This window comes from Amycolatopsis sp. NPDC003865, assembly GCF_053605345.1.
This window is the reverse complement of sequence record NZ_JBSGJA010000005.1, coordinates 14,048-37,379: the sequence shown is the minus strand read 5'-3', so window position 1 is coordinate 37,379 and position 23,332 is coordinate 14,048. Positions and strand designations below refer to the sequence as shown.

General features: G+C 72.7%; 21 protein-coding genes and 1 pseudogene. 11 read left to right on the top strand and 11 right to left on the bottom strand.

Annotation, left to right across the window (positions count from 1 at the left end; all coding sequences use genetic code 11):
* The first annotated feature begins 23 nt into the window (after positions 1 to 23).
* From ACWEVP_RS14215 to mhpA, 5 genes are read left to right on the top strand one after another with little or no spacing between them, the layout of a single operon-like run.
* Positions 24 to 1,148 (top strand): VOC family protein, encoded by a 1,125-nt coding sequence (locus ACWEVP_RS14215; RefSeq protein WP_452062975.1) that lies wholly within the window; start codon positions 24 to 26, stop codon positions 1,146 to 1,148.
* On the top strand, positions 1,145 to 2,074 hold the full coding sequence (locus ACWEVP_RS14210) for a fumarylacetoacetate hydrolase family protein (RefSeq protein ID WP_452062974.1): 930 nt from the start codon (positions 1,145 to 1,147) through the stop codon (positions 2,072 to 2,074). Before ACWEVP_RS14215 ends, ACWEVP_RS14210 begins: the two co-directional genes overlap by 4 nt.
* Positions 2,071 to 3,939, top strand: a complete 1,869-nt coding sequence (locus tag ACWEVP_RS14205; protein ID WP_452062973.1) for an acyl-CoA synthetase — start codon at positions 2,071 to 2,073, stop codon at positions 3,937 to 3,939. The genes ACWEVP_RS14210 and ACWEVP_RS14205 overlap by 4 nt, the downstream gene beginning before the upstream one ends.
* Complete coding sequence (locus ACWEVP_RS14200; protein WP_452062972.1) at positions 3,936 to 4,277, top strand: DoxX family protein; 342 nt, start codon at positions 3,936 to 3,938, stop codon at positions 4,275 to 4,277. The genes ACWEVP_RS14205 and ACWEVP_RS14200 overlap by 4 nt, the downstream gene beginning before the upstream one ends.
* Positions 4,274 to 5,722 carry a bifunctional 3-(3-hydroxy-phenyl)propionate/3-hydroxycinnamic acid hydroxylase MhpA gene (gene mhpA / locus ACWEVP_RS14195; protein WP_452062971.1) on the top strand — a complete coding sequence of 483 codons (1,449 nt, stop codon included), beginning with the start codon at positions 4,274 to 4,276 and terminating at the stop codon, positions 5,720 to 5,722. The genes ACWEVP_RS14200 and mhpA overlap by 4 nt, the downstream gene beginning before the upstream one ends.
* A 265-nt stretch (positions 5,723 to 5,987) precedes the next feature.
* Here the strand turns inward: mhpA and ACWEVP_RS14190 are convergent, their stop codons facing one another.
* On the bottom strand, positions 5,988 to 6,527 hold the full coding sequence (locus tag ACWEVP_RS14190) for a YbhB/YbcL family Raf kinase inhibitor-like protein (protein ID WP_452062970.1): 540 nt from the start codon (positions 6,525 to 6,527) through the stop codon (positions 5,988 to 5,990).
* Between the two features lie 111 nt (positions 6,528 to 6,638).
* Here ACWEVP_RS14190 and ACWEVP_RS14185 point away from each other — a divergent pair, with 111 nt between their 5' ends.
* Positions 6,639 to 7,346: a GntR family transcriptional regulator gene (locus ACWEVP_RS14185; RefSeq protein WP_452063301.1), complete on the top strand. Its 708-nt coding sequence runs from the start codon at positions 6,639 to 6,641 to the stop codon at positions 7,344 to 7,346.
* Complete coding sequence (locus ACWEVP_RS14180; protein WP_452062969.1) at positions 7,343 to 7,549, top strand: hypothetical protein; 207 nt, start codon at positions 7,343 to 7,345, stop codon at positions 7,547 to 7,549. The genes ACWEVP_RS14185 and ACWEVP_RS14180 overlap by 4 nt, the downstream gene beginning before the upstream one ends.
* On the opposite strand, the gene ACWEVP_RS14175 is transcribed toward ACWEVP_RS14180, so the two are convergent.
* From ACWEVP_RS14175 to ACWEVP_RS14165, 3 genes are read right to left on the bottom strand one after another with little or no spacing between them, the layout of a single operon-like run.
* Complete coding sequence (locus ACWEVP_RS14175) at positions 7,529 to 8,986, bottom strand: glycosyltransferase family 39 protein (protein ID WP_452062968.1); 1,458 nt, start codon at positions 8,984 to 8,986, stop codon at positions 7,529 to 7,531. The two genes, ACWEVP_RS14180 and ACWEVP_RS14175, sit on opposite strands and share 21 nt — an antisense overlap.
* Positions 8,983 to 9,675 carry a TetR/AcrR family transcriptional regulator gene (locus ACWEVP_RS14170; protein WP_452062967.1) on the bottom strand — a complete coding sequence of 231 codons (693 nt, stop codon included), beginning with the start codon at positions 9,673 to 9,675 and terminating at the stop codon, positions 8,983 to 8,985. Before ACWEVP_RS14170 ends, ACWEVP_RS14175 begins: the two co-directional genes overlap by 4 nt.
* Positions 9,676 to 9,699: 24 nt before the next feature.
* Positions 9,700 to 10,650 (bottom strand): alcohol dehydrogenase catalytic domain-containing protein, encoded by a 951-nt coding sequence (locus ACWEVP_RS14165; RefSeq protein ID WP_452062966.1) that lies wholly within the window; start codon positions 10,648 to 10,650, stop codon positions 9,700 to 9,702.
* Positions 10,651 to 10,745: 95 nt separating this feature from the next.
* On the opposite strand from ACWEVP_RS14165, the gene ACWEVP_RS14160 reads away from it, so the two are divergent.
* The gene (locus tag ACWEVP_RS14160) at positions 10,746 to 11,318 is read left to right on the top strand and encodes a TetR/AcrR family transcriptional regulator (RefSeq protein WP_452062965.1); all 573 of its coding nucleotides are present in this window, start codon (positions 10,746 to 10,748) and stop codon (positions 11,316 to 11,318) included.
* Between the two features lie 4 nt (positions 11,319 to 11,322).
* Here ACWEVP_RS14160 and ACWEVP_RS14155 read toward each other — a convergent pair whose 3' ends face one another.
* The gene (locus ACWEVP_RS14155) at positions 11,323 to 13,998 is read right to left on the bottom strand and encodes a glycoside hydrolase family 9 protein (protein ID WP_452062964.1); all 2,676 of its coding nucleotides are present in this window, start codon (positions 13,996 to 13,998) and stop codon (positions 11,323 to 11,325) included.
* A gap of 114 nt (positions 13,999 to 14,112) precedes the next feature.
* Positions 14,113 to 14,855: pseudogene (locus tag ACWEVP_RS14150) on the bottom strand (AraC family transcriptional regulator).
* 91 nt (positions 14,856 to 14,946) lie between these two features.
* On the opposite strand from ACWEVP_RS14150, the gene ACWEVP_RS14145 reads away from it, so the two are divergent.
* Entirely contained in the window at positions 14,947 to 15,876 is a 930-nt protein-coding gene (locus ACWEVP_RS14145) for an NADP-dependent oxidoreductase (RefSeq protein WP_452062963.1), read from the top strand.
* On the opposite strand, the gene ACWEVP_RS14140 is transcribed toward ACWEVP_RS14145, so the two are convergent.
* Complete coding sequence (locus tag ACWEVP_RS14140) at positions 15,866 to 16,555, bottom strand: TetR/AcrR family transcriptional regulator (RefSeq protein ID WP_452062962.1); 690 nt, start codon at positions 16,553 to 16,555, stop codon at positions 15,866 to 15,868. The two genes, ACWEVP_RS14145 and ACWEVP_RS14140, sit on opposite strands and share 11 nt — an antisense overlap.
* A gap of 106 nt (positions 16,556 to 16,661) precedes the next feature.
* Here ACWEVP_RS14140 and ACWEVP_RS14135 point away from each other — a divergent pair, with 106 nt between their 5' ends.
* Positions 16,662 to 17,183: an RNA polymerase sigma factor gene (locus tag ACWEVP_RS14135; protein ID WP_452062961.1), complete on the top strand. Its 522-nt coding sequence runs from the start codon at positions 16,662 to 16,664 to the stop codon at positions 17,181 to 17,183.
* Positions 17,184 to 17,434: 251 nt separating this feature from the next.
* Positions 17,435 to 17,839 (top strand): hypothetical protein, encoded by a 405-nt coding sequence (locus ACWEVP_RS14130; protein WP_452062960.1) that lies wholly within the window; start codon positions 17,435 to 17,437, stop codon positions 17,837 to 17,839.
* 156 nt (positions 17,840 to 17,995) lie between these two features.
* Here ACWEVP_RS14130 and ACWEVP_RS14125 read toward each other — a convergent pair whose 3' ends face one another.
* From ACWEVP_RS14125 to ACWEVP_RS14110, 4 genes are all read right to left on the bottom strand, one after another.
* Entirely contained in the window at positions 17,996 to 19,633 is a 1,638-nt protein-coding gene (locus ACWEVP_RS14125; protein WP_452062959.1) for a beta-1,3-glucanase family protein, read from the bottom strand.
* Positions 19,634 to 20,098: 465 nt separating this feature from the next.
* Positions 20,099 to 20,884: an NAD-dependent epimerase/dehydratase family protein gene (locus ACWEVP_RS14120; protein ID WP_452062958.1), complete on the bottom strand. Its 786-nt coding sequence runs from the start codon at positions 20,882 to 20,884 to the stop codon at positions 20,099 to 20,101.
* Positions 20,884 to 21,882 (bottom strand): Gfo/Idh/MocA family protein, encoded by a 999-nt coding sequence (locus ACWEVP_RS14115; protein WP_452062957.1) that lies wholly within the window; start codon positions 21,880 to 21,882, stop codon positions 20,884 to 20,886. Before ACWEVP_RS14115 ends, ACWEVP_RS14120 begins: the two co-directional genes overlap by 1 nt.
* On the bottom strand, positions 21,861 to 23,306 hold the full coding sequence (locus ACWEVP_RS14110; RefSeq protein ID WP_452062956.1) for an NDP-hexose 2,3-dehydratase family protein: 1,446 nt from the start codon (positions 23,304 to 23,306) through the stop codon (positions 21,861 to 21,863). Before ACWEVP_RS14110 ends, ACWEVP_RS14115 begins: the two co-directional genes overlap by 22 nt.
* Positions 23,307 to 23,332: the final 26 nt, after the last annotated feature.

Below are 23,332 nucleotides of genomic sequence, written 5' to 3'. Positions count from 1 at the left end.
CAACGTGGATGGAGGGAGCAGCCGTGGGAGATCCGCACAGCGGGCTGCACAGCGAGCACGGCGCGCTCGCGGGCGAGCACCCCGGGCGCGCGGCGAACCCGGTGATCAAGGTGCACGACCTGGCGTGGCTCGAGTTCGAGAAGCCGGACCTGGAGCGGGCGGAGGTGTTCGCCCGGGCCTTCGGGTTCACTCCGACGCTCAGCACCCGGCACGAGCTGCACCTGCGGGGCACCGATGCCGGCGCGCCGTGCGTGCTCATCCGCAAGGGCGCTCGGTCGAAGTTCCTCGGGCCGGCGTTTGTGGCCGCGGCTCCGGGCGACGTCCCGCGGCTGGCCGAAGCCGCCGGACGACCGGTCGCCCGGCTGCCGGAGACGCTGGGCGGCGTCGCCGTGGACCTGCCCGACCCGAGCGGACTGCGGGTCCGGGTCGTCTCGGACACCCACGAGCTGCCCGCGCTGCCGCCGCAGGAGCCGCACGTGCTCAACGTCGGCCACGAGGTCCGGCGGGTCAACGCCACGCAACGGCCGCCCCGGGCCCCGGCGCTGACGCAGCGGCTCGGGCACGTGGTGCTGCAGACGACCCGCTACCGCGAGGCGCTGGACTGGTACCTGGACCACCTCGGCTTGATCGTCAGCGACTTCCTGTACCACCCCGGACAGCGCGAGCGCGGGCCGGTGATGAGCTTCATCCGGTGCGACCGGGGTGCCACCCCGGCCGACCACCACACGCTGGCCATGGTGCTCGGCCCGGCCGACCGCTACGTGCACTCGGCCTACCAGGTCGCCGACCTCGACGCGCTGGCCGCGGGCGGCGAGTACCTGCGCGAGCACGGCTACCACCATTCGTGGGGCATCGGCAGGCACATCGAGGGCAGCCAGCTCTTCGACTACTGGCGTGACCCGGACGGGTTCATGGTCGAACACTTCAGCGACGGCGACCTCTTCGACAACACCCTCGAGCCCGGCTGGGGCCCGCTGACCGCCTCCGGGCTGGCCCAGTGGGGACCGCCCGCCACCGCCGACTTCCTCGGCGTCAAGCCGGGCAGGGAATCCCTGCGCGAGCTGCGTGCGGTGTTCTCCGCGCTGCGCGAAGACAACGAATTCGACGCCCGGCGCTTGCTGGGCCTGCTGAAGGTGGCCCGCTCATGAGCTTGACCGTCCTGCGCACCGCCGACGCCTGGTACGTCGTCACTCCCTCGGGGGCAGCGAAGCTTCCCACGACCGCGAAGACGACCGCCGAACTGCTCGCCGACCGAGCGGCGATCACGGCCGCGGCCACGGACACCGTGCCGGTGGCCTCGCTCGACCTGGTCTCCCCGGTCACCGCGCCTTGCCGCGTGGTCGCTCAGATGACGAACTTCGTTTCGCACGTCACGGACGCCGGGATGGACCTGAAAACCGTGCCGTTGACGTTCTTCCGCAAGGCGTCCGGGTCGATCAGCGGCCCGTTCGACGACGTCGTCAAGCCGCCGCACGTGCGCCTGCTCGACTACGAGGTGGAGATCGGGCTGGTCATCGGCCGGGTGATCCCCGTCGGCAGCGAGATCACCGAGGTGGCTGAGTGCGTCGCGGGCCTGGTCGTGACCAACGACGTGTCCGCCCGGGACATCCAGCTGCCGCAGACCCAGTTCTACGAGGCCAAGTCGTACCCGACGTTCACCCCGGCCGGGCCCGCCCTCGTGCTCCTGGAGGGCCACGAGCTGAAGCGGTTCGCCGACCTGCGGCTGCGGCTGTCGGTCAACGGCACGGTCCGCCAGGACGCGGTGGTCGGTGGCGACATGATCCACCGCCCGCTCGAGGCCCTGCGGGCGTTGGCCCGGTTCCAGCGGCTGGATCCCGGCGACCTGGTGTTGACCGGGACTCCGGCCGGCACGGCGCTGTCGGCGCCACCGAAGGCGGTCGAGAAGATCGCCGCCCTGCTGCCGTCGGCACTCAAGTGGAAGCTGTTCTTCAAGGGACAGGCGAAAAACCCGAAGTACCTGGCCGACGGTGACGTCGTCGAGGCGACGGTCGCGACCGACGACGGTGCCCTCGATCTGGGCACCCAGCGCACGGTCGTGAGGTACCGGCGATGACCGGTGCTTCCCTGTGGCCGCGCTACGCCGAACCCGCCGACCTGGCCGCGATCGAGGCCGTCCCGCTCGCCGAACGAGGCCTGCCCGAGTCGACCTACGCCCTGCTGCGACGGGCCGCCGCGAGGTGGCCGGAGCACCCGGCCACCACCGTGTTGCCCGAGGCCGCGCGATGGCGCGAGCCCGTCCGCCGCACGTTCGCCGAGCTGCTCGCCGACGTCCACCGCTACGCGAACCTGTTGCGCGACCTCGGGGTCCGGCGGGGCGATGCGGTCGCGTTGCTGTCGCCCAACTGCGCCGACCTGGTTCCGGCGACCCTGGCCGCGCAGCTCGCCGGGATCGCGGCTCCGCTGAACGGCGGCCTGTCCCGCGACCACCTGGGCGAACTGCTCCGCCGGTCCGGCGCCCGGGTGCTGATCACCGCCGGGCCGGACCTCGCGCCGGAGGTCTGGGACACCGCCCGGGCGCTGGCCACCGAGCTGGACGTCGTCCTCGTGCTGCGCCCGACCGGCGCATCGGCTGCGGTGCCCGCCATCGCGGGAGTGCGCGTCGGCGACCTCGCCGAGCTTGCCTCCACAATGGACTCTTCCGGTTTCGCCGGGGAACCCCCGGTGGCGTCGGATCTGGCCGCGTTGTTCCACACCGGAGGCACCACCGGGGCCCCGAAGCTGGCCGCGCACACGCACGCCAATGAGGTCGCCGACGCGTGGATGATCGCGGCCAACTCGCTGCTCGACGTCGGCTCGGTCATCTTCGCGGCGCTGCCGCTGTTCCACGTCAACGCGCTCGTCGTCACGCTGCTCGCCCCGCTGTTCAAGGGCCAGCACGCGGTGTGGGCCGGTCCGCTCGGTTACCGGGAACCGGCGCTGTACGGGGAGTTCTGGAAGATCGTCGAACACCACCGGATCGCCGCGATGAGCGCGGTCCCGACCGTGTACGCGGTGCTCGCGCAGTGCCCGGTCGACGCCGACGTCTCCAGCCTGCGGTTCGCCATGGTCGGCGCTTCACCGCTGCCCGCCGCCGTCCGAGACGGTTTCCAGGCACACACCGGAGTCACGCTGGTCGAGGGCTACGGACTGACCGAAGCCACCTGTGCCAGCGCGCGCAGCTTCCCCGACGTCCCGCGCCCCGGCACCGTCGGCCAGCGCCTGCCCTACCAGCGGATGAAGGTCCTCCACCCGGAAACGGGCGAGGAGCTGCCCCGCGGCGGGACCGGGGTGCTGGCCATCAACGGCCCCACGGTGTTCCCCGGCTATGTCGTCGGGCGTGCCGGGACCGGGTACGTCCTGGACGGCCTCGGCAAACTCCGCGACGGCTGGCTGAACACCGGTGACCTGGCCCGGCTGGACGCCGACGGATTCGTGCACCTGGCGGGCCGGGCCAAGGACCTCATCATCCGCGGCGGGCACAACATCGACCCGGCGCTGATCGAGGACGCCCTGCTCGCCCACCCCGAGGTGACCGCGGCCGGTGCGGTCGGCCGTCCGGACGAGCATTCCGGGGAGGTGCCCGTCGCCTACGTGACCCGCACACCCGGGGCCACGGCGAGCGAGGCCGACCTGCTCGCCTGGGCCGCCGACCGGGTGCCCGAGCGCGCCGCCGCGCCGAAAGCCGTCACCGTGCTCGACGCGCTGCCCGTGACCGACGTCGGCAAGCCCTACAAGCTCGCGTTGCGCGCCGACGCCACCCGCCGCGCGATCGCCGAGGCCCTCGCCGCGTTCGACGGGGTGACCGTCGGCGCGGTGATCGAGGACGGCACCGTGACCGCCACGATCACCCTCGCGTCCGATGTGGACGAACCGAAGGTGAAGGCCGTTCTCGGTCGCTACGCCGTCCCTGCCCGCCTGACCCTCGGAGAAACCTCGTGATCGCGTTGTCGGTTCTCGTGGCGGCCGTCTTCCTCCTCTTCGGCGCGGCCAAGCTGTTCGCGCTCGCGCCCATGCGGGAACGCGCCGCGCACGCCGGATTTTCCGTCGGTGCCTACCGCGGCATCGGTGCCCTGGAGATCGCCGGAGCCGCCGGTCTCCTGCTCGGCTTGACCCTGCCGGTGCTCGGCGCCCTGGCCGGCGCCGGCCTGCTCCTGCTGCTCGCGGGCGCACTCGCCACGCACGTGCGCGCCCACGACCGAGGCCGTGACCTCGTCCCGGCGCTGGTCTGCGCGGCGCTCGTCGCCGGTTACCTCGTGGCCCTCGGGGTGTCGCCGTGAGGGTGCCCGTCGTCATCGTCGGGGCCGGCCCGGCCGGACTGACCGCCGCGGCGCTGCTCGGCCGCTACGGCGTCGAGTGCCTGGTGCTCGAACGCTGGGAGTCGGTCTACCCGCAACCCCGGGCGGTGCACCTGGACGACGAGGTGCACCGCATCCTCGGGCGGCTCGGGCTGGCCGGGGAGTTCGCGGCCATCTCCTGGCCCTGCCACGGGCTGCGGCTGCTCGATCCGGACCTGCGGGTGCTGGCGGAGTTCCGCCGCTCTCCGGGCGGCGGCCGGCACGGCTACCCGGAGGCGAACATGTTCGACCAGCCCGCCCTGGAGCACCTGCTCCGCACCCACCTGGCGACGATCGGCGCGGTCACCCTGCGCGGCAACACCGAGGTCACCGGGATCCGGCAGGACGGGACGGGCGTGCGGGTCGAGGTGACCGACCGCGGCACCGGCGCGCGGGAGATGATCCACGCGGACTACGTCCTGGGCTGCGACGGCGCCAACAGCCTCACCAGAACCGCGATCGGCGCGAAGATGGCGGACCTGAAGTTCGACCAGCGGTGGCTCGTGGTCGACATCGCCACCACCGCCGACCTCGGCCAGTGGGAAGGCGTGCACCAGGTCTGCGACCCGGGCCGCGCCGCGACCTACATGCGCATCGGGAAGACCCGCCACCGCTGGGAGTTCCGGCTGCTGCCGGGGGAGACCGCCGACGACTTCGGTCACCTCGACCGGCTGCGTCCGCTGATCGCGCCGTGGACCGGGGAGATCGACCTGGAGATCCTCCGCGTCGCCGAGTACACCTTCCGCGCGCGGATCGCGGACCGGTGGCGTGACCGCCGCGTGTTCCTGCTCGGCGACGCCGCCCACCTGACCCCACCGTTCATCGGCCAGGGGATGGGCGCGGGGCTGCGCGACGCGGCCAACCTCGCCTGGAAACTCGCCGGTGTCCTCGCGGGAACTCTGCCGTCGAGCGCACTCGACACCTACGAAGCGGAACGCAAGCCGCACGCTCGTGCGATGATCCGGCGGGCGGTGCTGATCGGCAAGGCGATGACCGAAGGCGGCCGGTTCGGCGACCTCGTCCGCCGGGTGGTCGCGCCGCGCCTGAACGGCCGCGTCCTCGACAGCGCGACGCCCGCCCTGCGCCGGTCAGTCCTGGTGGCGCGGCCCCGCTTCGGGCGGTCGCTGGCGGGACGGTTGTGCCCCAACGCCCTTCTCGACGACGGAACCCGTTTCGACGACGTGGCCGGTGGCCGCTTCGCCGTCGTCACCACGAGTACGCCGTCGGAGGCCGAGCGAGCCGCCATCCGGGAGTCCGGCGCGGTGCTCGTCACCACCCGGCGTTCCGGTGAGCTGCGCCGCTGGCTGCGCACCGGCGCGGCCGTCGTCCGTCCGGACGGCACGGTGCTGAGCGCCGGCAACAGCATCTCCCGGTGCCGGTACCCCTGACGCGCGGGCGGCCGTCACGTCGTGCCCGGTCGTCCCGCTGCGGGAGATCCCGTGACACCACTGCGCTCGTTCGCCGTCGACGCCGGAGGGGGGCCAGAACTGTTCGGTACCGCGAAGGCCTTCGCGGACTGAGCTGCCGGTCACGCGCTGCTGCCGCCGGATGTCGTGTCGGCCGAGCGGGCGGCCGTGAGTGAGCGGCGACGCCCGGATGTGACCCGGGGCCGGTCGGGCGGCCCCGGTGGGTGATTCCCGGGGCCGCCCCGCCTCAGGCGGCGGTCTCGGCGGTGGCGACCAGGACGGCGCGGCCGAGGATGTGGCTGGCCATCTGGAAGCCGAGGTAGGCGGGCGTGCCTTGGGGGTCGACGTCGATGTGATCGACGTCGAGGGCGTGCACGACGATGAAGTAGCGGTGTTCGCCGTGTCCGGCGGGCGGGGCCGCGCCGATGAAGCGGGGCGCCCTCGCGTCGTTGGGCAGCTGGAACGCGCCGTCGGGCAGGCCTGATCCGGTGTCGTCGCCGGCGCCTTCGTCGAGGCTGGTGACGTCGGCGGGGATGTCGGCGACGGCCCAGTGGGTGAAGCCGCAGCCGGTGGGGGCGTCCGGGTCGTAGACGGTGATCGCGTAGCTGCGGGTGCCGGCTGGGGCGCCGTGCCAGGACAGCTGGGGTGAGCGGTCCTGGCCGCCCGGGATTCCGCTGATGCCGGACAGGTGCGCGGCGGGCAGTGGCTTGCCGTCGGTGACGGTCGTGCTGGTCACGGTGAACGTCGCCGCCTCGGGGAGGCGGGCGAAGGGGTCGTTGAGGGTCATGTGGTCTTCCTGTCGCTGGAGTGTGATCGACGATGTGCTTGATAATCGATTATCTGAATCATAGTCTACGATCAAGGCGGGGCGGGAAGTCAAGTGAGTGAGGGGAAGCGGATGCTGTCGGAGCAGGTCCACGCGCGGCTGCGGGAGGCGATCATGCGCGGGGAGCACGCGCCGGGTGCGCCGCTGAAGCCGCAGGAGCTGGCGAAGGCGCACGGCGTGAGCTTGGTCGTCGTCCGCGAGGCGCTGGTGCGCTTGGTCGGGGAGGGGCTGGCGGATCGGCTGCCCAACCGGGGGTTCGCGGTGCCGGAGTTTTCCGACCGCCGGTGGCAGGAGCTGGCGCAGGCCCGCTGCGTGGTGGAGCCGGCGATGCTGCGCCTGGCGGTGGCGAACGGTGACCTGGACTGGGAGGCCCGCGTCCGCGCCGCGCACCACCGTCTCGAGCGGACTCCGGTGCTGGATCCCGCCGAGGGCGACTACATGAGCAGCGCCTGGTCCGAAGCGCACCGGCGGTTCCACCGCACCCTGCTGGACGGCTGTGGCAACGCGCCGCTGCTGGACACCTTCGACCGGATGTGGGCCGCGACCGAGCTGGCGCGGCGGTGGTCCGGCCGGGCCACCCCGGGCCGCGACCACGTCGCCGAACACCTCGAACTGGAGGAAGCGGCACTGGCTCGCGACGCCGAGCGGGCCGCGACCTGCCTGTACCGCCACCTGTCGAGCACGGCCGAAGCACTCGAGCCGGAGGACGTCACAGCAGGAGATAGGGAAGCCGGGCTCGCACCGCGGGCCGGGTCGCCGAGTCCGATGCGGCCGGGGTGATCGCCGAGTTCGCTCGCCGCGCGAAAGCAGCCAGGCTCGCCCACCTCGGCGCCGCCGGATGGCTGCTGACCATCAGCGTCGACGTCCGCGACGAAAACGCGGTGCAGCAAGCGGTCGAGCGGGCCGTCGCCCGGCTCGGCCGGATCGACGGGCCGAGGGGTGATCCGACGAGCTCCGGCTGCTCAGTCGTAGTGCCGCAGTGACGGCCACATCTGCTGCCACGTGCCGTGCGGTTGGCGGCACTCGTAGATCGCCGCGTGGTGGTCGGTCTCCTCGTTCTCGATGCCGTCCGGCATTGTGATCGGCCCGATTTCGCTTACTTCCGACCAGAACCGCCGCAGGTAGGACATCCGGAACTCGCCGACGCACAGCACGGTTTCCGGGCGGCCGGCCGGTGGTTCCCAGAAGCTGTACGCGTTCTGCCCGCTGATGACCGGCTCCCTCGGCTCGCCGACGATCGTGAGTGCGCCGGCCTCGCCGTAGTTGCTCGTGAAGATCGGGGTGCCCGGTGGCAGCCGGTCTTCCGCCGCCCTGACCTGGCTGACGAATTCGGGCCAGCCGTACGTTTCCATGACCGTGGGGTTCAGCGCGCGCAACGCGTTTTGGTCGCGGGCCGGCAGGACCGGATACCCGATCACGATCGCGATCAGTCCTGACAGGACGATCACCACCGGCCAGCGGCGACGGCCCCGGCTCGTTGCCTCGGCGTGCACCGCGCCGGCCGCGAACAGCGCGATCAGCGCCGGCGCCGGGTAGTACGGCTTGCCGCCGCCGAGGGTGAACACGACGACCGCCGTCACCACAAGTGCCAGCGCCCACCGGTGGTCGCGGCCCAGCCGGCGGATCCCGAGCACGCACAGCACGATCAGCGGCGGACCCGCCAGCAGCACCAGCAGCGGCAGCTGCGCCAGCGAGCCGAGCGCTCCGCCGGTCCGGTCGCTCAGCACCCGTGCCATCGCCAGGTTCGGCCAGCCGTTCCGCGCGTCCCACAGCACGTTCGGGACCGCCATGAGCACGGCCACCGCGCCGGCGAGCCACGGGCCGGGCGTGCGCAGCGCGTCCCGGTGCGACACCAGCAGGCCGATCGCGACGCCGAGCAGCAGGACCGCCACGGTGTCCTTGTTCTCCAGGCCGATGCCCCCGACCACCCCGGCGAGCAGCCACGCCGCCGTCGTGCGCAGCCGCAGCGCCCGCGCGACGGCGACGAACATCGCCGCCCAGACCAGCTGGTCGGTCACGGTCGTGCCGAACAACACCGACGCCGCGACGAACGCGACACTGGCCGCGGTCGCGCCGGCGGCGATGGCCTGAGCCCGCGCGCCGCCGCCGAACTCGGCCGCCAGCTTGGCGCCGAGCACGACGCAGCCGGCCTGGCACGCGACCGCGAGGACCCGCAGCGGCAGCACGCCGCCGGGCAACTCGGCCGCCCACCGCGCCAGCAACGGCGTCAGGGGCGGCTGGTCGACGTAGCCCCAGGCCGGGTGCCGGCCGGTGATCACGTAGTAGAACTCGTCGCGGTGCCAGCCGTACCGCGCGGCGACCACGAGGTGCACGACGGCCGCCACGGCCGCGATGGCCAGCACCGGCCGCCAGGCGAGCTTCGGCTGTTCCGCCAGGGTCAGGTTCTCGGTCGCGCTCACGATTCCCCCAGGAACGCGCTGGTCAACAGGTGGCGGACGGTGGTCCGGCACTGGTCGTCGGTCAGCATCGCGGAGTCGGGATCACCCAGCCGGTGCCAGGCGAACCAGGCCACGGTTTCGGCGATGAACCGGGCCGCCGTGGGCACGTCGGGCACCGCCCGCAGGTGGCCGGACCGGATGCGCTTGCGCAGGTAGCCGCTCAACGCGTCGAAGTGGCCCCGGCGGCGCTGCACGAACCAGAACTGGAACATCTCCGGGAGTTCGCGGGCGCACTGCGCGACGAGCGCGAGGACGTCCCGGTTGTTCTCGATGAAGCTGTAGAGCTCGTCGACGATCTCGCCGAACTCCTCACGGGCCGACTCGACCCGCCGCCGCCCCGACGCGGCGGCCAGCCGCGGAAACCCATCGGCGCCGGTCCACCGCCGCGCCAGGGCGACGATCTCTTCTTCGGACGACAGCCGCACGGGCGTCTCGAGCCCGTCCAGCAGTTCCGGCCCGATCGACCACGCCAGGGCGACGTAGAGCAGCGCTTCCTTGCTCTGGACGTAGGTGTAGAGGGCGCCGTGGCTGAGGCCGAGCGCCTTCGCCACGTCGGAAATGCCGGTTTCCCGATAGCCGTGGTGGGTGAAGACCCGTGCGGCCGCCTCGGCGATGTCCGCCAGCGACCGCGTGGCTGTTCGTCCTGCCATGGGACGCAGTCTTTCTTGACTGACTCAGTCAGTCACAAGAATTACGCTCTGGCCGACCTGGAGGACGACCTTGCCCCCGGGACGCTGCGACTGGCTCAGCTCGATGGCTTCCCGCCAGTCGGCGAGGGGGACGACGCGGGCGACCGGGATGCCGAACCGGCCTTCCGCGGCGAGCTGGGCGCACTTCTCGACGACGTCGTAGCGGTGGCCGAGCGGTCCCTCGGTGAACGCGTCGCGGGCACCGAGTTCGCGGGCGGCCGCGAGGTTGCTGATGGTCAGGACGTGCCGGGGGTCGGTGACCGTGCGGAGGAGTCCGGGAATCGTCGCGTCGTCGGGCGGTGACACGTCGAGGACGACATCGACCGGCCCGCCCGCCAGTTCGCGTACCCGCTCGGCCATGCCCTCGCCGTAGGGCGTGACCTCCGCCCCGGTCGCGCGCAGCGCCTCGGTGTGGGTGGGGCCCGCCGTCGTGAGCACGCGGGCGCCGCTCAGGCGGGCGAGGTGCACGGCGGCGAAGCCCGTCGTGGTGCCGCCCCCGCTCACGAGGAGGGTCGTGGCCGGGGTGATGCCGAGCAGGTCCAGGCCGAGCTGGGCGGTGTCCACGGCCATGGGCAGCGCGGCGGCGGCCGCCGGGGCCAGCTCGGGCGGCCGGGGAAACCAGGTGTCGAGCACCGCGTGGCCGGACGCGCCCGCGGTCGGGCCGGTGAACGGGGCCGGACCGAACACCGCGTCGCCGAGGCGGACGCCCGTAACGCCCTCGCCGACGGCGTCGACCGTGCCGGCGACCTCGAGCCCGACCCCGCGGGGCAGGTCACCGGGGTAGAGGCCCCGGCACAGCGCCAGGTCGGCGGGGTTGATGGTGCAGACCTCGACGGCGACGCGGAGCTGCCCCGGGGCCGGGTGGGGCGGCTCGGCGTCTTCGAGCCGCAGGACGTCGAGGGGCTCGCCGTTCCGGTGGAAACGCAGGGTGCGCATGACGATCTCCTGACCGTGACCGAGTGACAGCAGATGCTGTCGTCACGCGACGGTAGCACAGTGATGACAGCATCTGCTGTCGCTATGCTGACGGCATGGCTCGTTGGGAAGGCAACACCCGGGAGCGGCTCGAGCGCGCGGCGCTGGAACTGTTCCGCGATCAGGGCTACGACCGCACCACGGTCGCGCAGATCGCCAAGCACGCCGGCTTGACCGAGCGCTCGTTCTACCGCTGGTTCACCGACAAGCGGGAGGTGCTGTTCGCCGGCGACGAGCTGCAGGCCTGCCTGGAAGCGGGCATCGACGAGGTGCCGGCCGGCACCGGCGCGCTCGCGACGCTGATGGCCGCGTTCACCGCCGTGCCCGACGTACTGCGCCCGCCCGAGGTGCTGATCGAGCTGCGCGCCGTCATCGCGGCCAACCCGCCGCTGCGGGAACGCAGCCTGATCAAGGAAGCGGTGCTGGCCGAGGCGACCGCCGCGGCCCTGTGCCGCCGCGGCCACGACGAGCACACCGCGCGGCTGGCCACCGCACTCGGCATGGCGATCCTGGCGTCGGCCACCCGGCGCTGGGTGCTCGGCGAGCAGGGCGACTTCCCCGCCCTGCTCGCCGACAGCGCCGCCGACCTGCTCGCCGTCGCCGCCGACCTGCCGGGCGAACCGCGGTAGCCGATCAGGGCTCGGTGCCCCAGGCGAGAGCACCGGCCTGGTAGGCCGTCGTGGTGGCGAGGTCGCTGAACGCCGCCGCCGCGCGGTAGCTGTAGTCGTCGGCCTGGTCGAACGCCGCCCAGTCGGCCTTGGCGACCCGGATCTGGACTTCGCCGGTGTTCGCGCCGGCGGCGAGGGTGCCACCGCCGAAACCGACCTCTACGTAGGCGTCGGCGCCCGGTCGCGGCGTCGCGAGCTTCACCACCCGCAGCGAGACGTTGGCGCAGCCGACCACCGCGTAGTCGCACCAGATCTGGTAGTTCGGGTTGGTGGCGTCGCCGGTGAACCAGTACCGCGCGGTGACGCCGGTCAGGGCGACGGACGTGCTGCCCCGGTTGACGATCTGGAGACCGGCGCGGATCTGGTTGTCGGTGGTCCCGCTGCTGGACCGCTGCTGGACGGCGAGCGTTCCGGTGCCGCCGCCGGTCGTCGTGGTCGTGACCGACACCGAGCTGGCCGGGGACCCGTTGCCGGCGGCGTCCCGCGCGCGCACCGAGAACGTGTACGCGGTGCCGGGGGTGAGGCCGGTGACCTGGTAGCCGGTGCTCGTGGTGCTGCCGATCGTCGCGCCCGCCGAGTTCAGCACGTCGTACCCGGCGACGCCGACGTCGTCGGTGGCCGCGGTCCACGTGAGACTGACGCTCGTGCTGCCCGCGACGGCGGTGACCCCGGTCGGCGCCGACGGCGGAGTGGTGTCCCCTGTGGACGGTCCGGGCGGGCTGCCCCACAGCACCGTGGCGCCCTGGGCGAGCACCAGCCGCGAGGCGTTCGCGGGCGCGGAACCGCTCGGCGCGAGGCCGGTGTGCGACCAGTCGTTGCCCGGGTCCCAGGTGCCGGCGCTGCTGATCCGGAACTGCACTTCCTTGCGGTAGCGCGATTGCCCGCCCGGCGCGACCCCGCCGGAGCACTGCACGTCGACGTAGTAGACGGAGCCGGAGAACTGGCGCACGGCCGGCGCGTCACATTGGTTGTACGCGGAGGAAACCGAGATCTGGCCGGGCGTCGTGGCGCCGTCGAGCGTGAAGTAGTAGCGCAGCGAGCCGGTGAAGGTGCGTGCCGGCCACGCCGACTTGTTGATCACGTACGCCTTGATCTCGGTGAACGTGCCGCCGTCGGGCTGGTTGAGGGCGCCCTGCGCCAGGATTTCCGGGCCGTCGGGGGTTTCCGCCGTCGGGAACGACGCCAGTGGCGTGCCACCGTACTCGCCGTAGAGGCGGGCCAGCGCGCTGGTGAAGCCGGCGTTGTAGTCGAGGGCGACCTCGTTCATCGTGTAGTTGGTCCGGTCGTCGGTGTAGGCGTCATTGGGCGAGGAAGGGCCGCCGACGAGCGCGCCGTACAGGACGTGCCGGCTCAACGTCGGCTCGTTGATGTTGTCGGCCCAGGAGCCGTGCGCGGTGCGGTGGTGCGGGTTGCGGGGCGGGTTGACGCCGAACCCGACCTCGAAGCTCGCGCCGCGGGGGTTGTCGCCCAGCGCGTAGTCGATCTGCCGGACGCCGAACGCGTGGTACGTCGCCGCGCGCGTGGGATCGGTGGCGCGCAACCAGTCCGAGTACGTCAGCGCCACGAACGCGGTGTTCGCCGCGTACCGCAGCGAGCCCCACTGGTCGAGCACGGCCTGGCCGCCGGGGGAGTAGGGCACGCGCTGGCCGTTCACGCCGGTGGTCCACCAGTCCAGCCAGCGGTTGGCGTCGGCGACGTACTCGGGGTCGCCGGTGAGCTGGGCGAGCAGGACGTAGGCGCCGTAGGACTTGTCGTCCCAGGCCAGCGTCCAGCGGTAGGACCGGGTGGTGGTCTGCGGTTCGGTGGCCAGCTTCTCGTACTCGGCGCGCGCCTTGGCCAGGTAGGCGCTGTCGCCGGTGGCCTTGTAGAGCCAGATCGCGCCCCACACCAGCTCGTCCTGGTAACCGCTCCAGGACTTGTAGAAGTTCTGGGCGTCGGTGATGCAGTTCGAGTAGGCGCCGCGGTGGTTGTCGGCGAACGAGTACAGCTGCTTGGCGTGCGTGAGCAGGGTGGCCGCGTAGGTGGGATCGTCGGCCTGGAACACCAGTGAGCCGGAGGCCAGCTGCGCGGCGGCTTCGCCCGCGAGGTCCGAGCCGGGGCAGGAGTCGTCGACGCGGTAGGCGGGGCGGGCCATGGTCATCGTCTCGGCCGGGCCCCACCACTTGTGGTCGTCGTCGCCCTTGCCGACCTGGCCGTACAGCACGTCGGGGTGCGGGTGCGCCTTGATCAGCCAGTCGGCACCCCAGCGCAGGTTCGCGAGCAGGTACGGCCACTGGCCGGAATCCCGGTAGGCGGCGCGGTTTTCCAGTCCGCCCCAGGCGAGCATGGTCATGCTGGACTCGAACGGCAGCCCGAACTTGACGTGGTCACCGGCGTCGTAGAACCCGCCGGTGAGGTCGAGGCCGGCGTCCTTGCCGTCGTCGAGGGCGGACGGGCCGCGCCACGAGACCCGGTTGCCGCTGGGCAGCACGCCGGAGCGCTGGGCGTCGTAGAACCAGACGGCCTTCTGCAGTGCTTCGCCGTAGTTGAACTTCCCGGCGGCGGTGGTGCCCGCGGACACGCCGGGGACCACCAGGCTCAGGCCGAGCACGAGCAGCGCGACGACCACCCGGGAAATCGCCTTCGTCATCGAAGTGCGCACGCCGCCTCCTGGCCTCTGGGAGCGCTTCCAGGTTGGAGGGTAAAGGGTCGTGCCCGCCTCGTCGTGGTCCACTCGGATGAATATTGGGAGCGCTCTCAGCAGCCCGCAGGTGTGCTATCGCATGGCCGCGCGGTAGCGGCCGGGGGTGCGGCCGACCAGCGCGGTGAACGCCTCGATGAAGCTGCCCGGGTTCGCCCAGCCCAGCCGGATCGCCGTGTCCGTCACCGACCGGCCTTCGCCGAGTTCGAGCACCGCGCGCTGGACGCGCAGCAGCGTGCGCCACTGGTGGAAGCTCATCGACAGCTCGCTGCCGAACAGCCGGCTGAGCGTCCGTTCGCTCGAGCCGGTCCGGCGCCCCAGCTCCGCCAGCGTCGCCGGGCTGGCCGGGTCGGCGTGCAGCAGGTCCGTCACCGCCTTGAGGCGGGCGTCGCGCGGCTCCGGAAGACGCAATGGCTCACGTGGGGCGCGCGCGAGTTCCGAAAGGACGACGTCGAGCAGCAGCCGGGAGCGGGGACCGTCGGCCGGGTCTTCGAGCTTCGCCAGGTAGGCCTCGCGCAGCAGCGCGCTCGCCTCGAACACCGACGGTTCCGCCGGCAGCTGCCCGGCCCGCGCCGCCGGCACCTCGAGCAGCCGGATGTCGGTCCGGCCGTGCGATCGGCCGCTGTGGACGTGGAACGGCGGCACCCACGTGACGCGGTTCGCCGGCGCCACCCAGGTACCGGCCCGGTCGAGGTGACCAGTGCCCCGGACGCGGCGTACCGGAGCTGGCCGAAGTCGTGGAAGTGGGCGGGGACGACGTCGCCGTGCGCCAACGGCTCGCACACCGCCGGTTCGCCGGCCCGGACGAGTTCGATCATCATCGACGTCCAGCCTAGCTTGGCGGGTTGCCGGAAAATCCTGGCGCGGCACCGGTGGCCCGCCCGCGCGGTGGCGGGCCACCGTCGGGGTATGCGAGTCATCACCCAGCACAGCTTCGGGGGCCCGGAGGTCCTCACCGTCGAAACCGCGCCGGAACCCCGGCCCCTGCCGAGCGAGGTCCTCGTCCGCGTGCGGGCGATCGGGCTGAACCCCCTGGAACCGCGCCTGCGGGCCGGGGAATTCCCGTTGCTCGGCCCGCCGCCGTTCGTCCTCGGCTGGGACGTCAGCGGCGTGGTCGAGGCGTCGCCCGGGACGTGGCGGTTCAGGCCGGGCGACGAGGTGTTCGGGATGCCGCTGTTCCCGCGGGCGGCCGGCGCCTACGCCGAGTTCGTGGCGGCGCCGGCCCTGCACCTGGCGCGCAAGCCGGCGTCGCTCTCCCACGTCGAGGCGGCGGCGCTGCCGGTCGCCGGGCTGACGGCGTGGCAGGGCCTCGTCGACCTCGGCGGCGTGAGCGCGGGCGACCGCGTGCTGGTCCACGGCGGGGGCGGCGGGGTCGGCCACGTCGCCGTCCAGCTCGCGAAGTCCCTCGGCGCGCACGTGATCGCCACCGCGGGTCCGGCCAAGCGGGAGTTCGTCGCGGGGCTCGGCGCCGACGAGGTGATCGACTACACCGCGGCCGACTTCACCGAGGTGGCCGGCGACATCGACGTGGTGCTCGACACGCTCGGCGGCGACGCCGCCGAACGCTCGCTCGAGGTGCTCCGCCCCGGCGGCCACCTCGTGACGGCGGTCGCCGAGGAGGACACGGAGCTCATCGCGAAGTTCGAGGCGGCGGGCATGCGCTTCAGCGGCATCGCGGTCGACCCCGATCCGGTCGCCCTGCGCGGCCTCGCCGCCCTCGTCGACCGGGGCGAGCTCCGGGTCCACGTGCAGGAGACCTTCCCGTTCGACCGGATCGCCGACGCGCACCGGCTGATCGAGCGGGGTCACCTGCGGGGCAAGGTGGTCCTCACCGTCTGACGCCCGGTGGGCGCGGCGGGGGCGGCAGCGGCCGGTGCGGGTCGAGTTCGACGCCGCCGGCGCGCAGGGAGTCGTCGATGATGCGCCAGATCCAGTGGGTGAGGAGCTCGGTCAGCCGGTGCCGCGTGACGCCGCGGGGGCTTTCGAGCCATTGCGCGGTGCAGGAGTCGACGAGACCGACGACGCCGAAGGAAATGACCTCGGCGATGCGCGCGTCCAGTTCGAACGCGGTCAGGTAGAACTCGAACACCTGGGTGAGCTGGCGCGCGATGACGGTCTTGACGTCTGAGATCGCGTCCCGCCCGCCGATCTGGGCGTGCCGGGTCAGGTAGCGGTAGAGGTTGCCGTTGCCGGCGAGCCAGCCGGTGTGCGCGTCGACCGCGACGGTGATCATCTGCAGCGGACTGCCCTGCGGCTCCCACACGGGCTGCAGCGCGGTGGTGATGAGCCCGGTCGCCCGGTCGGCGATCGCGCGCTTGAGGTCGGTCGCGTCGTCGAAGTGCTTGTACAGCTGGGGACGCGCCACGCCGGCGACGTCGGCGATGCGCTCGGTCGACACGTCGGGGCCGTGCTCGGCGATCGCCCGCAGGGCGGCGTCCACGAACTCGCGACGCCGTCGCTCGCGCTGTCCCGCCCAGCGGGCCGCGCGTCCGTCGCCGGGACCGGAGGAGGACGTCACTTCGAAGACCCTACCGGGGTCCAGAGTAGGGGCTACGCTTCTGTATCTGTTACTTTGAGGCCCGGATTATCACGGAGCGTGGTTGCGGCGAGGATCGGAGTGCGCGATGTGGGGAGCGGTCGACGACGGCGGCCCGCCGGACGCCCGGCTGATCGCCGAGTTCCGCCGGGGCGACGCCGGCGCGGGTGACCGGCTCTTCCGCCGGCACGCCGGGGCCCTGCGCCGGCTCGCCGCGGAGTGGGCCGGCCGGCCCGCCGACGGCGACGAGCTGGTGGCGGCGGCGTTCACCCGCGTCCTCGCCGTCCTCCGCGCCGGTGGCGGGCCGCGGGAAAACCTCCGGCCGTACCTCGTGACGACGATGCGCGAGCTGGCCGCCCGCCGGTCCGGCCCGGGGGCCGACGACCTGGCCGGGGCGGCTTTCCACGCCCTGCCGGCCCGCTGGCGGACGGTGCTGTGGAGCACCGTCGCCGACGGGCGCACGGCGGCCGAGCTGGCTCCCGTGCTGGGGGTGCCGCCGACCGGAGTCGCGGCGGTGGCCGCGCGTGCCCGCGAGGCGCTGCGGCATGCCTACCTACAGGCCCGGCAGCCCGCGCCGGGCGGGGTGGCCGGTCCCGGGCGGTGGCGATGAACCCCGCCGCCACCCCCATCTTCGACGCGGTGGTCGCCGAGGCCGGCCTGCAGTGGCCGGGCCCCGACGACGACGAACCGGGCCCTCCCGAACCACCGGTGTCGACCGTCGGTCCGTAAGCGGATCCATCACCCGTCCGGGCCGGACTAACTCTTCCGGGTTAACTCAGGCGGCGGGTTCGGTGCCTTCGTGGCGTCACGGGCCGCGACGAGCGCCCTCGCACTCCCGAGACCGACGGGGAGGACGGGCCAGTGGGCGATCGAGAGCACGGCGGCGGCGCCGTGCGGACGCTGCGCGGCCGGTGGCGGCGGGCGAGCAGCACCAGCGGGTGGCGGTTCCCGAGCGACTGGGCGGTGCCCGAAGTGGACGACGTCTGCGCCTGCGCGCTGGTCCGCGGCGACCTGATCGCGGCGCTGACCGCCCTCGGCGCGGCACGGGCGCGGACCGGCGCCGGGCTGGACGAGACGCTGTACGACGTCGCGGCGCTGCACGCGGTGCTGGACAGCAGCACGGACGCGACGCAGCCGGCGATGTTGCGCGCGGCCGCGCTCGGCTGGGCCGACGCGACGACCGAGCCGGAGACCGGCCCGCGGTGGGCGGTGGTGGACCGGCCGGCGGCGGGAGGTTCCGCGCCCGGAAGTGCGGTGGGGTGGTAGGTGCTGGACCGGGCGGCGGTGGGTGGTTCCGCGCCCGAAAGTGCCGCGGGGCCAGCGTGGTAGGCGCTGCCGGTCCGGCGGCCCCTTTCCGCGCAAGGAACCGCCCGCGCACGGAAAAGCCCAGGCCGCCGGCCTGGGCTTCCCCGCTCTGCGGACCTACCGCGTGAACGTGAACCAGTTGATGTTGACGAAGTCCGCCGAGCCGCCCGAGAACGTCAAATACAGATCGTGCACGCCGGTCGCCGAGCTCACGATGTTCGCCGGGACCGTCTGCCACGACTGCCAGCCGCCGTTGTTGGCGAAGTCGATCTCCGCGAGCACCGGGCCCGACACGCTGTCCACCCGCGCGCGGATCGCGCCGCTCACGCCCGCCGCCGCGCCCGACGCCAGCCGGGCGACGAACTGGCGGGGTGCGCTCGATCCGAAGTCGACGCCCGAATACTTCAGCCAGTCGCCGTTGGCGATCCAGCCGACGTCCGTGCCGCCGCCGGAATCGCTGCACGCCTCGTTCTGCGTGCCGCTCTGGGCGCTGTAGGACTCCGCCTGGATCGTCGAGTACGCGCTCGTGCCGCCGCCGGTCGGTGGGGTCGTGGTGCCGCCGCCCGCGCCCAGCGCCACGGTCCAGGACGTCGGGGCCGGGTCCTGGAGGTGGCCGTCCACCGGCTGGCTGCCGGTCGGGCCGACGTCGTCGTACGGGAACGCGTAGCCGATCGACGCGTGCTGGTGGACCAGACGCGCGTAGTGGTTCGTCGTGGCGTCCTTGTAGTACTGCGAAGGGGCGACGCCGTCGGGCTGGTTGTTGCCGCCCGCGACCAGCAGGCTGCTGCGGTTGAGCGCGGCCGCGAGCCGGGCCGCGATCGCGCCGCGCGCGTCGCCGCCGGAGTTGTAGAGCGGCCCGCTCGCGCAGCCGAAGATGTCGATCGCGCTGGGCTTGGTGAACGGCACGCCGTTGGTGTTCAGGCCGGCGAACACGATCGTGTCGCCGCTGACCGTGCCGGTGTAGGAGCCGATGCCGCCCTGGCCGTTGATCGTCAGCGGCGTCGAGCGGTAGTGGTCCCAGACGGCGTTGAGGTACCCGCTCCAGTAGCCGCCGAAGTCGGTCGGGGAGTGGCCCGGCGCGAGCACGCGCACCACCTTGCCGGAGCTGTCGGTGACGACCAGCTGGTCCCACGGCGCCCCGTCCGCGGCGTGCTGGGCGCGCAGCCCGTCGGCGATGGCGCCGAGCGCGCCGTCCGGCAGCGGGCTGACCGACTGCGACCCCGCCGCGCCCGTCGTGGCCATCGAGACCGGCAGCGCCACCATGTCGACGTAGCTGATGTTCGCGTACAGGTTCGCGCTGTTGTAGGTGAACTCGGCGAAGGTCCAGTTGGTCCGCCAGTTCGGGTCGGAGCTGGTGAAGCCGGGCTGCACCAGGCCCGGGCCCGGGTTGACGAAGAACTGGATCTTCTGGTCCGTCGAGAACCACACGCGGCCGCCGATGATGTAGTCGCGCAGCGTCACCGTGACCTGGGCGCCCGAGCCGGTGAGCGGAATGGCGTAGTCCGGGATCGGCGTCACGGGCGAGGACGGGTTGGGCAGCCGCTGGAACTGGCCGCTCGCCGTGACGAACCCGGGCCAGCCCGACGTGTCCGCGCCGCTGATGTAGGCGTAGACGGTGCCGTTGCCCGAATTGTTCTTCAGGGTCACCGGCAGCGACGCCGCGGCCCGCGCTTTCGGCGCGGTGGCGGTGGACCACAGCGACGCGCCGGCCACGGCGGTCAGACCGGCGGTGACGAAGGTACGCCTGGACAGCATGGCGCCTCCTCGGGGAGAGCGGTACGTGCGTGGCGGGGGCACGCGTCCGCGACGGTGGGGACGGCCGAACGCTAAGGACGCCTCGACGCAATGGTCAAGACCACTGGACGCGGTCGGGTACGGGCGGCCGGAGAGCCTGCCCGCGAGTACATCCACCCGCGGCTACTCCATTCGAGGGCCGGATGCCTCCTCCTCGATCAACTTAGGTTGTCCGCGTCAGCGACCTTTTCCGCTAGCCCCACCACGTCCCGGCCCGGGAAGCTCAATACCGCAGGCGCGCGCCCGGCGGAGGGGGAATCGATGACGGGGGGACAGCGCGGCGCCGCGCCGCCGTGAGCGGCCGCAGACCCGGCGGGAGCACTCCCCCCTCCCGCCTGCGAGGTACGACGTCCGGCGCACCCAGCCCCCAGTACGGTGTGCCGGACGTCGTGCCGCTCCGGTAGCGGAGCACTCCACAGTGGACGATCAGACGGCGGCCGCGGCCTTCAGGTGCCGGCGGGCGTTGCCGGCCAGCTCGTCGATGTTGCGGTCCAGCAGCGACTTCAGGTAGCCGGGGCCGATGCCGAAGTCGTCGAAGCCGGTGACCAGCCCGCGCAGCTTGTCGATCCGCACCTCGCCGCGCTTGGCGGGCATGTCGATCAGCTTGCGCTCGGCGCGGGTGCCGAGGCGCTCCTCCAGCCCGTCGACGATGTCCTCGATCGCCTCCGACCGCCCGGACGCCACGTTGACGACCTCGTCGCGGACGCCCTGGGCGAGCAGCGAGTCGATCATCCGCATCATGTCGCCGACGTCGAGCAGGTCGCGCGAGACCCCGGAGTGCAGCGTCACCGAGCCCGAGAGCAGCTGCCGGGTCAGGGACGGCAGCAGCTGGTGCGGTGACTGCCCGCGCCCCACGATGTGCGACAGCCGCAGCACGAGCCAGCGCGCGCCCGAGAGCGCGCAGACGTGTTCGAGGCACAGCTTGTGGCGCCCGTACGGGGTGAGCGGGAAGACCGCGCCGCCCTCGCTGCCGATCGACTGGTCGGCGCCGTACATCCCGGTCGACGCGGTGGACAGGAAGATCACCGTGCGGCCGGCGGCCCGGCAGCGGTGGATCACGTCGTAGACCAAAGTGGACTCGCGCTGGAACGCGGACACGTCGTTGACCAGCACGGTCGAGACGCCCGCGGCGATGAGGGTGACGTCCGGGTGCCGGTCGCCGAAGTAGCGCCGGGTGTGGTGGGCGATGAAGCCGTTCCCGATGATCTCCATCAGCCGATCACCGCCGCGGCGTGCGTGAACACTTCGCCGGCGAGCCGCGCGGTGGCCACCGACGAGGTGAGCCAGGCGGCTTCGGAGTCGTCGCGCCCGGCGAGCGCGGCGACGGCGAACGAGCGCAGCGACAGCTCGAACTGGTGTGCCGGGGGCAGCCAGAGCTCTTCGACGTGGTCCTGTTCTTCGATGCGCAGCACGGGTTGCCGCCCCGGTGGCGGGGTGAAGGCGCGGTCGAGCGAGAGCGCGGCGCCGCTGCCCCAGAGCTCGTACCGCGAGCGGTAGCTGTGCTGGAACCCGAAGTCGAGCGACGCCGTGACCCCGCTCGCCGAGGTGAGCAGCGCGTGCCCGGCGACGTCGACGCCGGTGCCGTCGAACTTCAGCGTGGCCCCGGTCACCCGGAGCTCGGGGCCCAGCAGGAAGAGCGCGGCGCGCAAGGGGTACACGCCGACGTCGAGCAGGGCCCCGCCGCCCAGCGACGGCTCGTAGCGGATGTCGCCGGCGGCCAGCGGCGGGATGCCGAACGACGCGGTGAACGTCCGGAGCTCGCCCAGCCGGCCGCCGTCGAGCAGCTCCCGCACCTTCGCGTGCTGCGGGTGGTGCACGAAAGTGAAGTTCTCGCGCAGCACCAGCTCCTGCTTCTCCGCCAGCTCGGCGAGGTCCTCGGCCTGGTCGAGGGTCAGGGTGAGCGGCTTCTCGCACAGCACGTGCTTCCCGGCCAGCAACGCCTTCCGCGCCCACTCGTGGTGCAGCGCGGTCGGCAGCGAGACGTACACGGCGTCGACGTCGGGGCTGTCGAGCAGCTCCGCGTAGGTCGAGGCGGTGACGCCGAAGCGCCGGGCGAACTCCGCGGCCTTCTCCGGTGAACGGGCCGCGACCTCGGTCAGCTCCAGCTCGGCGACGCCGGCCAGCGCGGGCAGCGTGCGCCGCGCGGCGATCGACGAGCAGCCCAGCGCGCCCAGGCGCAGCGGCCGGTTCACCGCAGCCCCCGCAGGCACGCGATCAGGCTGCGGGCCTGCACGTTGACGTAGTGGCTGTGCCGCAGCAGCTCGTTGAGCTGGTTGAGGGTGAGCCACCGGAAGTCGGCCAGCCCGGCGTCCGGGAAGTCCGCGGGCACCTCGATGATCTGGTAGTCGCTGTAGGCGTGGTGGAACCGGCCGCCCTCTTCCGACAGCTGGGCGGCGAAGAGCACTTGGTCGTCGCGTCTGCCCAGCACGGTGTCGAGGAACGGCGGGCGGTGCGCGGGCGGGGTGAGCACGTAGTTGTCCGGGGTGCACTGCACGGTCGGCGCCAGCTCCACCACGTCCAGGTAACCGGGCTCGACGCGAGCGTTGAGCAGCGCGTGCAGCACCCCGTCGACGCGCTTGACCAGCAGCGCCACCACCCCCGCGCCGTGCGGGCGGACCAGCGGCTGCGTCCACCGCGCGACCTCGCGGCCGTTGGTGGTGATGTCGACGGCGATGATGCTGAAGAACAGGCCGAGCTCGTGGGAGATCTCGGCCGGGGTCCGGACCCAGTTCGCGACCTCGCTCAGCGGCAGGGAGCTGGTGCGCACGACGTGCTGGGCCTGGCGCGAGGTGATCCAGCTGAGCACTTCGGTGCGCGTGTGCAGGCTGCCGGTGTGCTGGGCCGACGAGCGCGCCACCGCCGCGGCGAGGTCGCTCACGGCGTCGCCTTCGCGGCCTTCGAGCCCGGCCGGCATGCACGAGAGCACCGTGCGGGCGTCCATGTTGACCAGGTTGTCCTGCTTGAGCAGCTCGTGCAGCTGGCCGAGGGTGAGCCAGCGGAAGTCCTCGGGCAGCTCGCCGCCGGCCTCGAACTCCGCCGCTTCGACGATCATGTTCCGGTTGCGCTTGCGGTAGAACCACGAACCCTGCTCCGACTGCAGGACGTCGGCGAGCACGGTTTCCGGGTCCGGGTCGCGGAAGTGGTCCAGGTAGGGGACCGGCCGCCCGCCGTGCACGCGCGTGTAGTTGCTCTTGGTCGCCTGGACCGTCGGCGAGATCTGGACGCCGTTGACGTTGCCCGGCTCGGACTTCGCCTGCATCAGGCAGTGCAGGACGCCGTCGATCTCCTTGACGAGGATGCCGAGGATGCCGATCTCCGGCTGGTTGATGATCGGCTGCGACCAGTGCGTGACGGGCCCGTGGTCGGTGTCGACCTCCAGGCCCTCGACGCCGAAGAAGCGGCCGCTCTCGTGGCGCAGGTTCCCGCTGCCGGCTTCGAAGCCCCAGTGGCGAAGGTCGCCGAACTCGATGCGCCGGACTTCGTGGCGGTGGGCGCGGTTGCGGTCGGCGATCCAGCCGGCCACGAGCGCGTTCGGGGTCGCGACGCCGTCGGTGGCGGCGGCCGATCTGGCCAGCCGGTGCGGCAGCGTCACGTCCGGTTTGCGGAGCAGTCCGGTTCCGGTGTGGCGCTCCATGGGTTTCACCTCGCGTGGCCGGCGGA

Bases quoted from the DNA above. Each gene is read 5' to 3' on its own strand.
- ACWEVP_RS14120 (WP_452062958.1), bottom strand. From the start codon at position 20,884: ATGGAGATCATCGGGAACGGCTTCATCGCCCACCACACCCGGCGCTAC.
- ACWEVP_RS14170 (WP_452062967.1), bottom strand. From the start codon at position 9,675: ATGGCAGGACGAACAGCCACGCGGTCGCTGGCGGACATCGCCGAGGCG.
- ACWEVP_RS14125 (WP_452062959.1), bottom strand. From the start codon at position 19,633: ATGCTGTCCAGGCGTACCTTCGTCACCGCCGGTCTGACCGCCGTGGCC.
- ACWEVP_RS14165 (WP_452062966.1), bottom strand. From the start codon at position 10,650: ATGCGCACCCTGCGTTTCCACCGGAACGGCGAGCCCCTCGACGTCCTG.
- ACWEVP_RS14110 (WP_452062956.1), bottom strand. From the start codon at position 23,306: ATGGAGCGCCACACCGGAACCGGACTGCTCCGCAAACCGGACGTGACG.
- ACWEVP_RS14160 (WP_452062965.1), top strand. From the start codon at position 10,746: ATGGCTCGTTGGGAAGGCAACACCCGGGAGCGGCTCGAGCGCGCGGCG.
- ACWEVP_RS14145 (WP_452062963.1), top strand. From the start codon at position 14,947: ATGCGAGTCATCACCCAGCACAGCTTCGGGGGCCCGGAGGTCCTCACC.
- ACWEVP_RS14135 (WP_452062961.1), top strand. From the start codon at position 16,662: ATGTGGGGAGCGGTCGACGACGGCGGCCCGCCGGACGCCCGGCTGATC.
- ACWEVP_RS14205 (WP_452062973.1), top strand. From the start codon at position 2,071: ATGACCGGTGCTTCCCTGTGGCCGCGCTACGCCGAACCCGCCGACCTG.
- ACWEVP_RS14185 (WP_452063301.1), top strand. From the start codon at position 6,639: ATGCTGTCGGAGCAGGTCCACGCGCGGCTGCGGGAGGCGATCATGCGC.
- ACWEVP_RS14210 (WP_452062974.1), top strand. From the start codon at position 1,145: ATGAGCTTGACCGTCCTGCGCACCGCCGACGCCTGGTACGTCGTCACT.
- ACWEVP_RS14190 (WP_452062970.1), bottom strand. From the start codon at position 6,527: ATGACCCTCAACGACCCCTTCGCCCGCCTCCCCGAGGCGGCGACGTTC.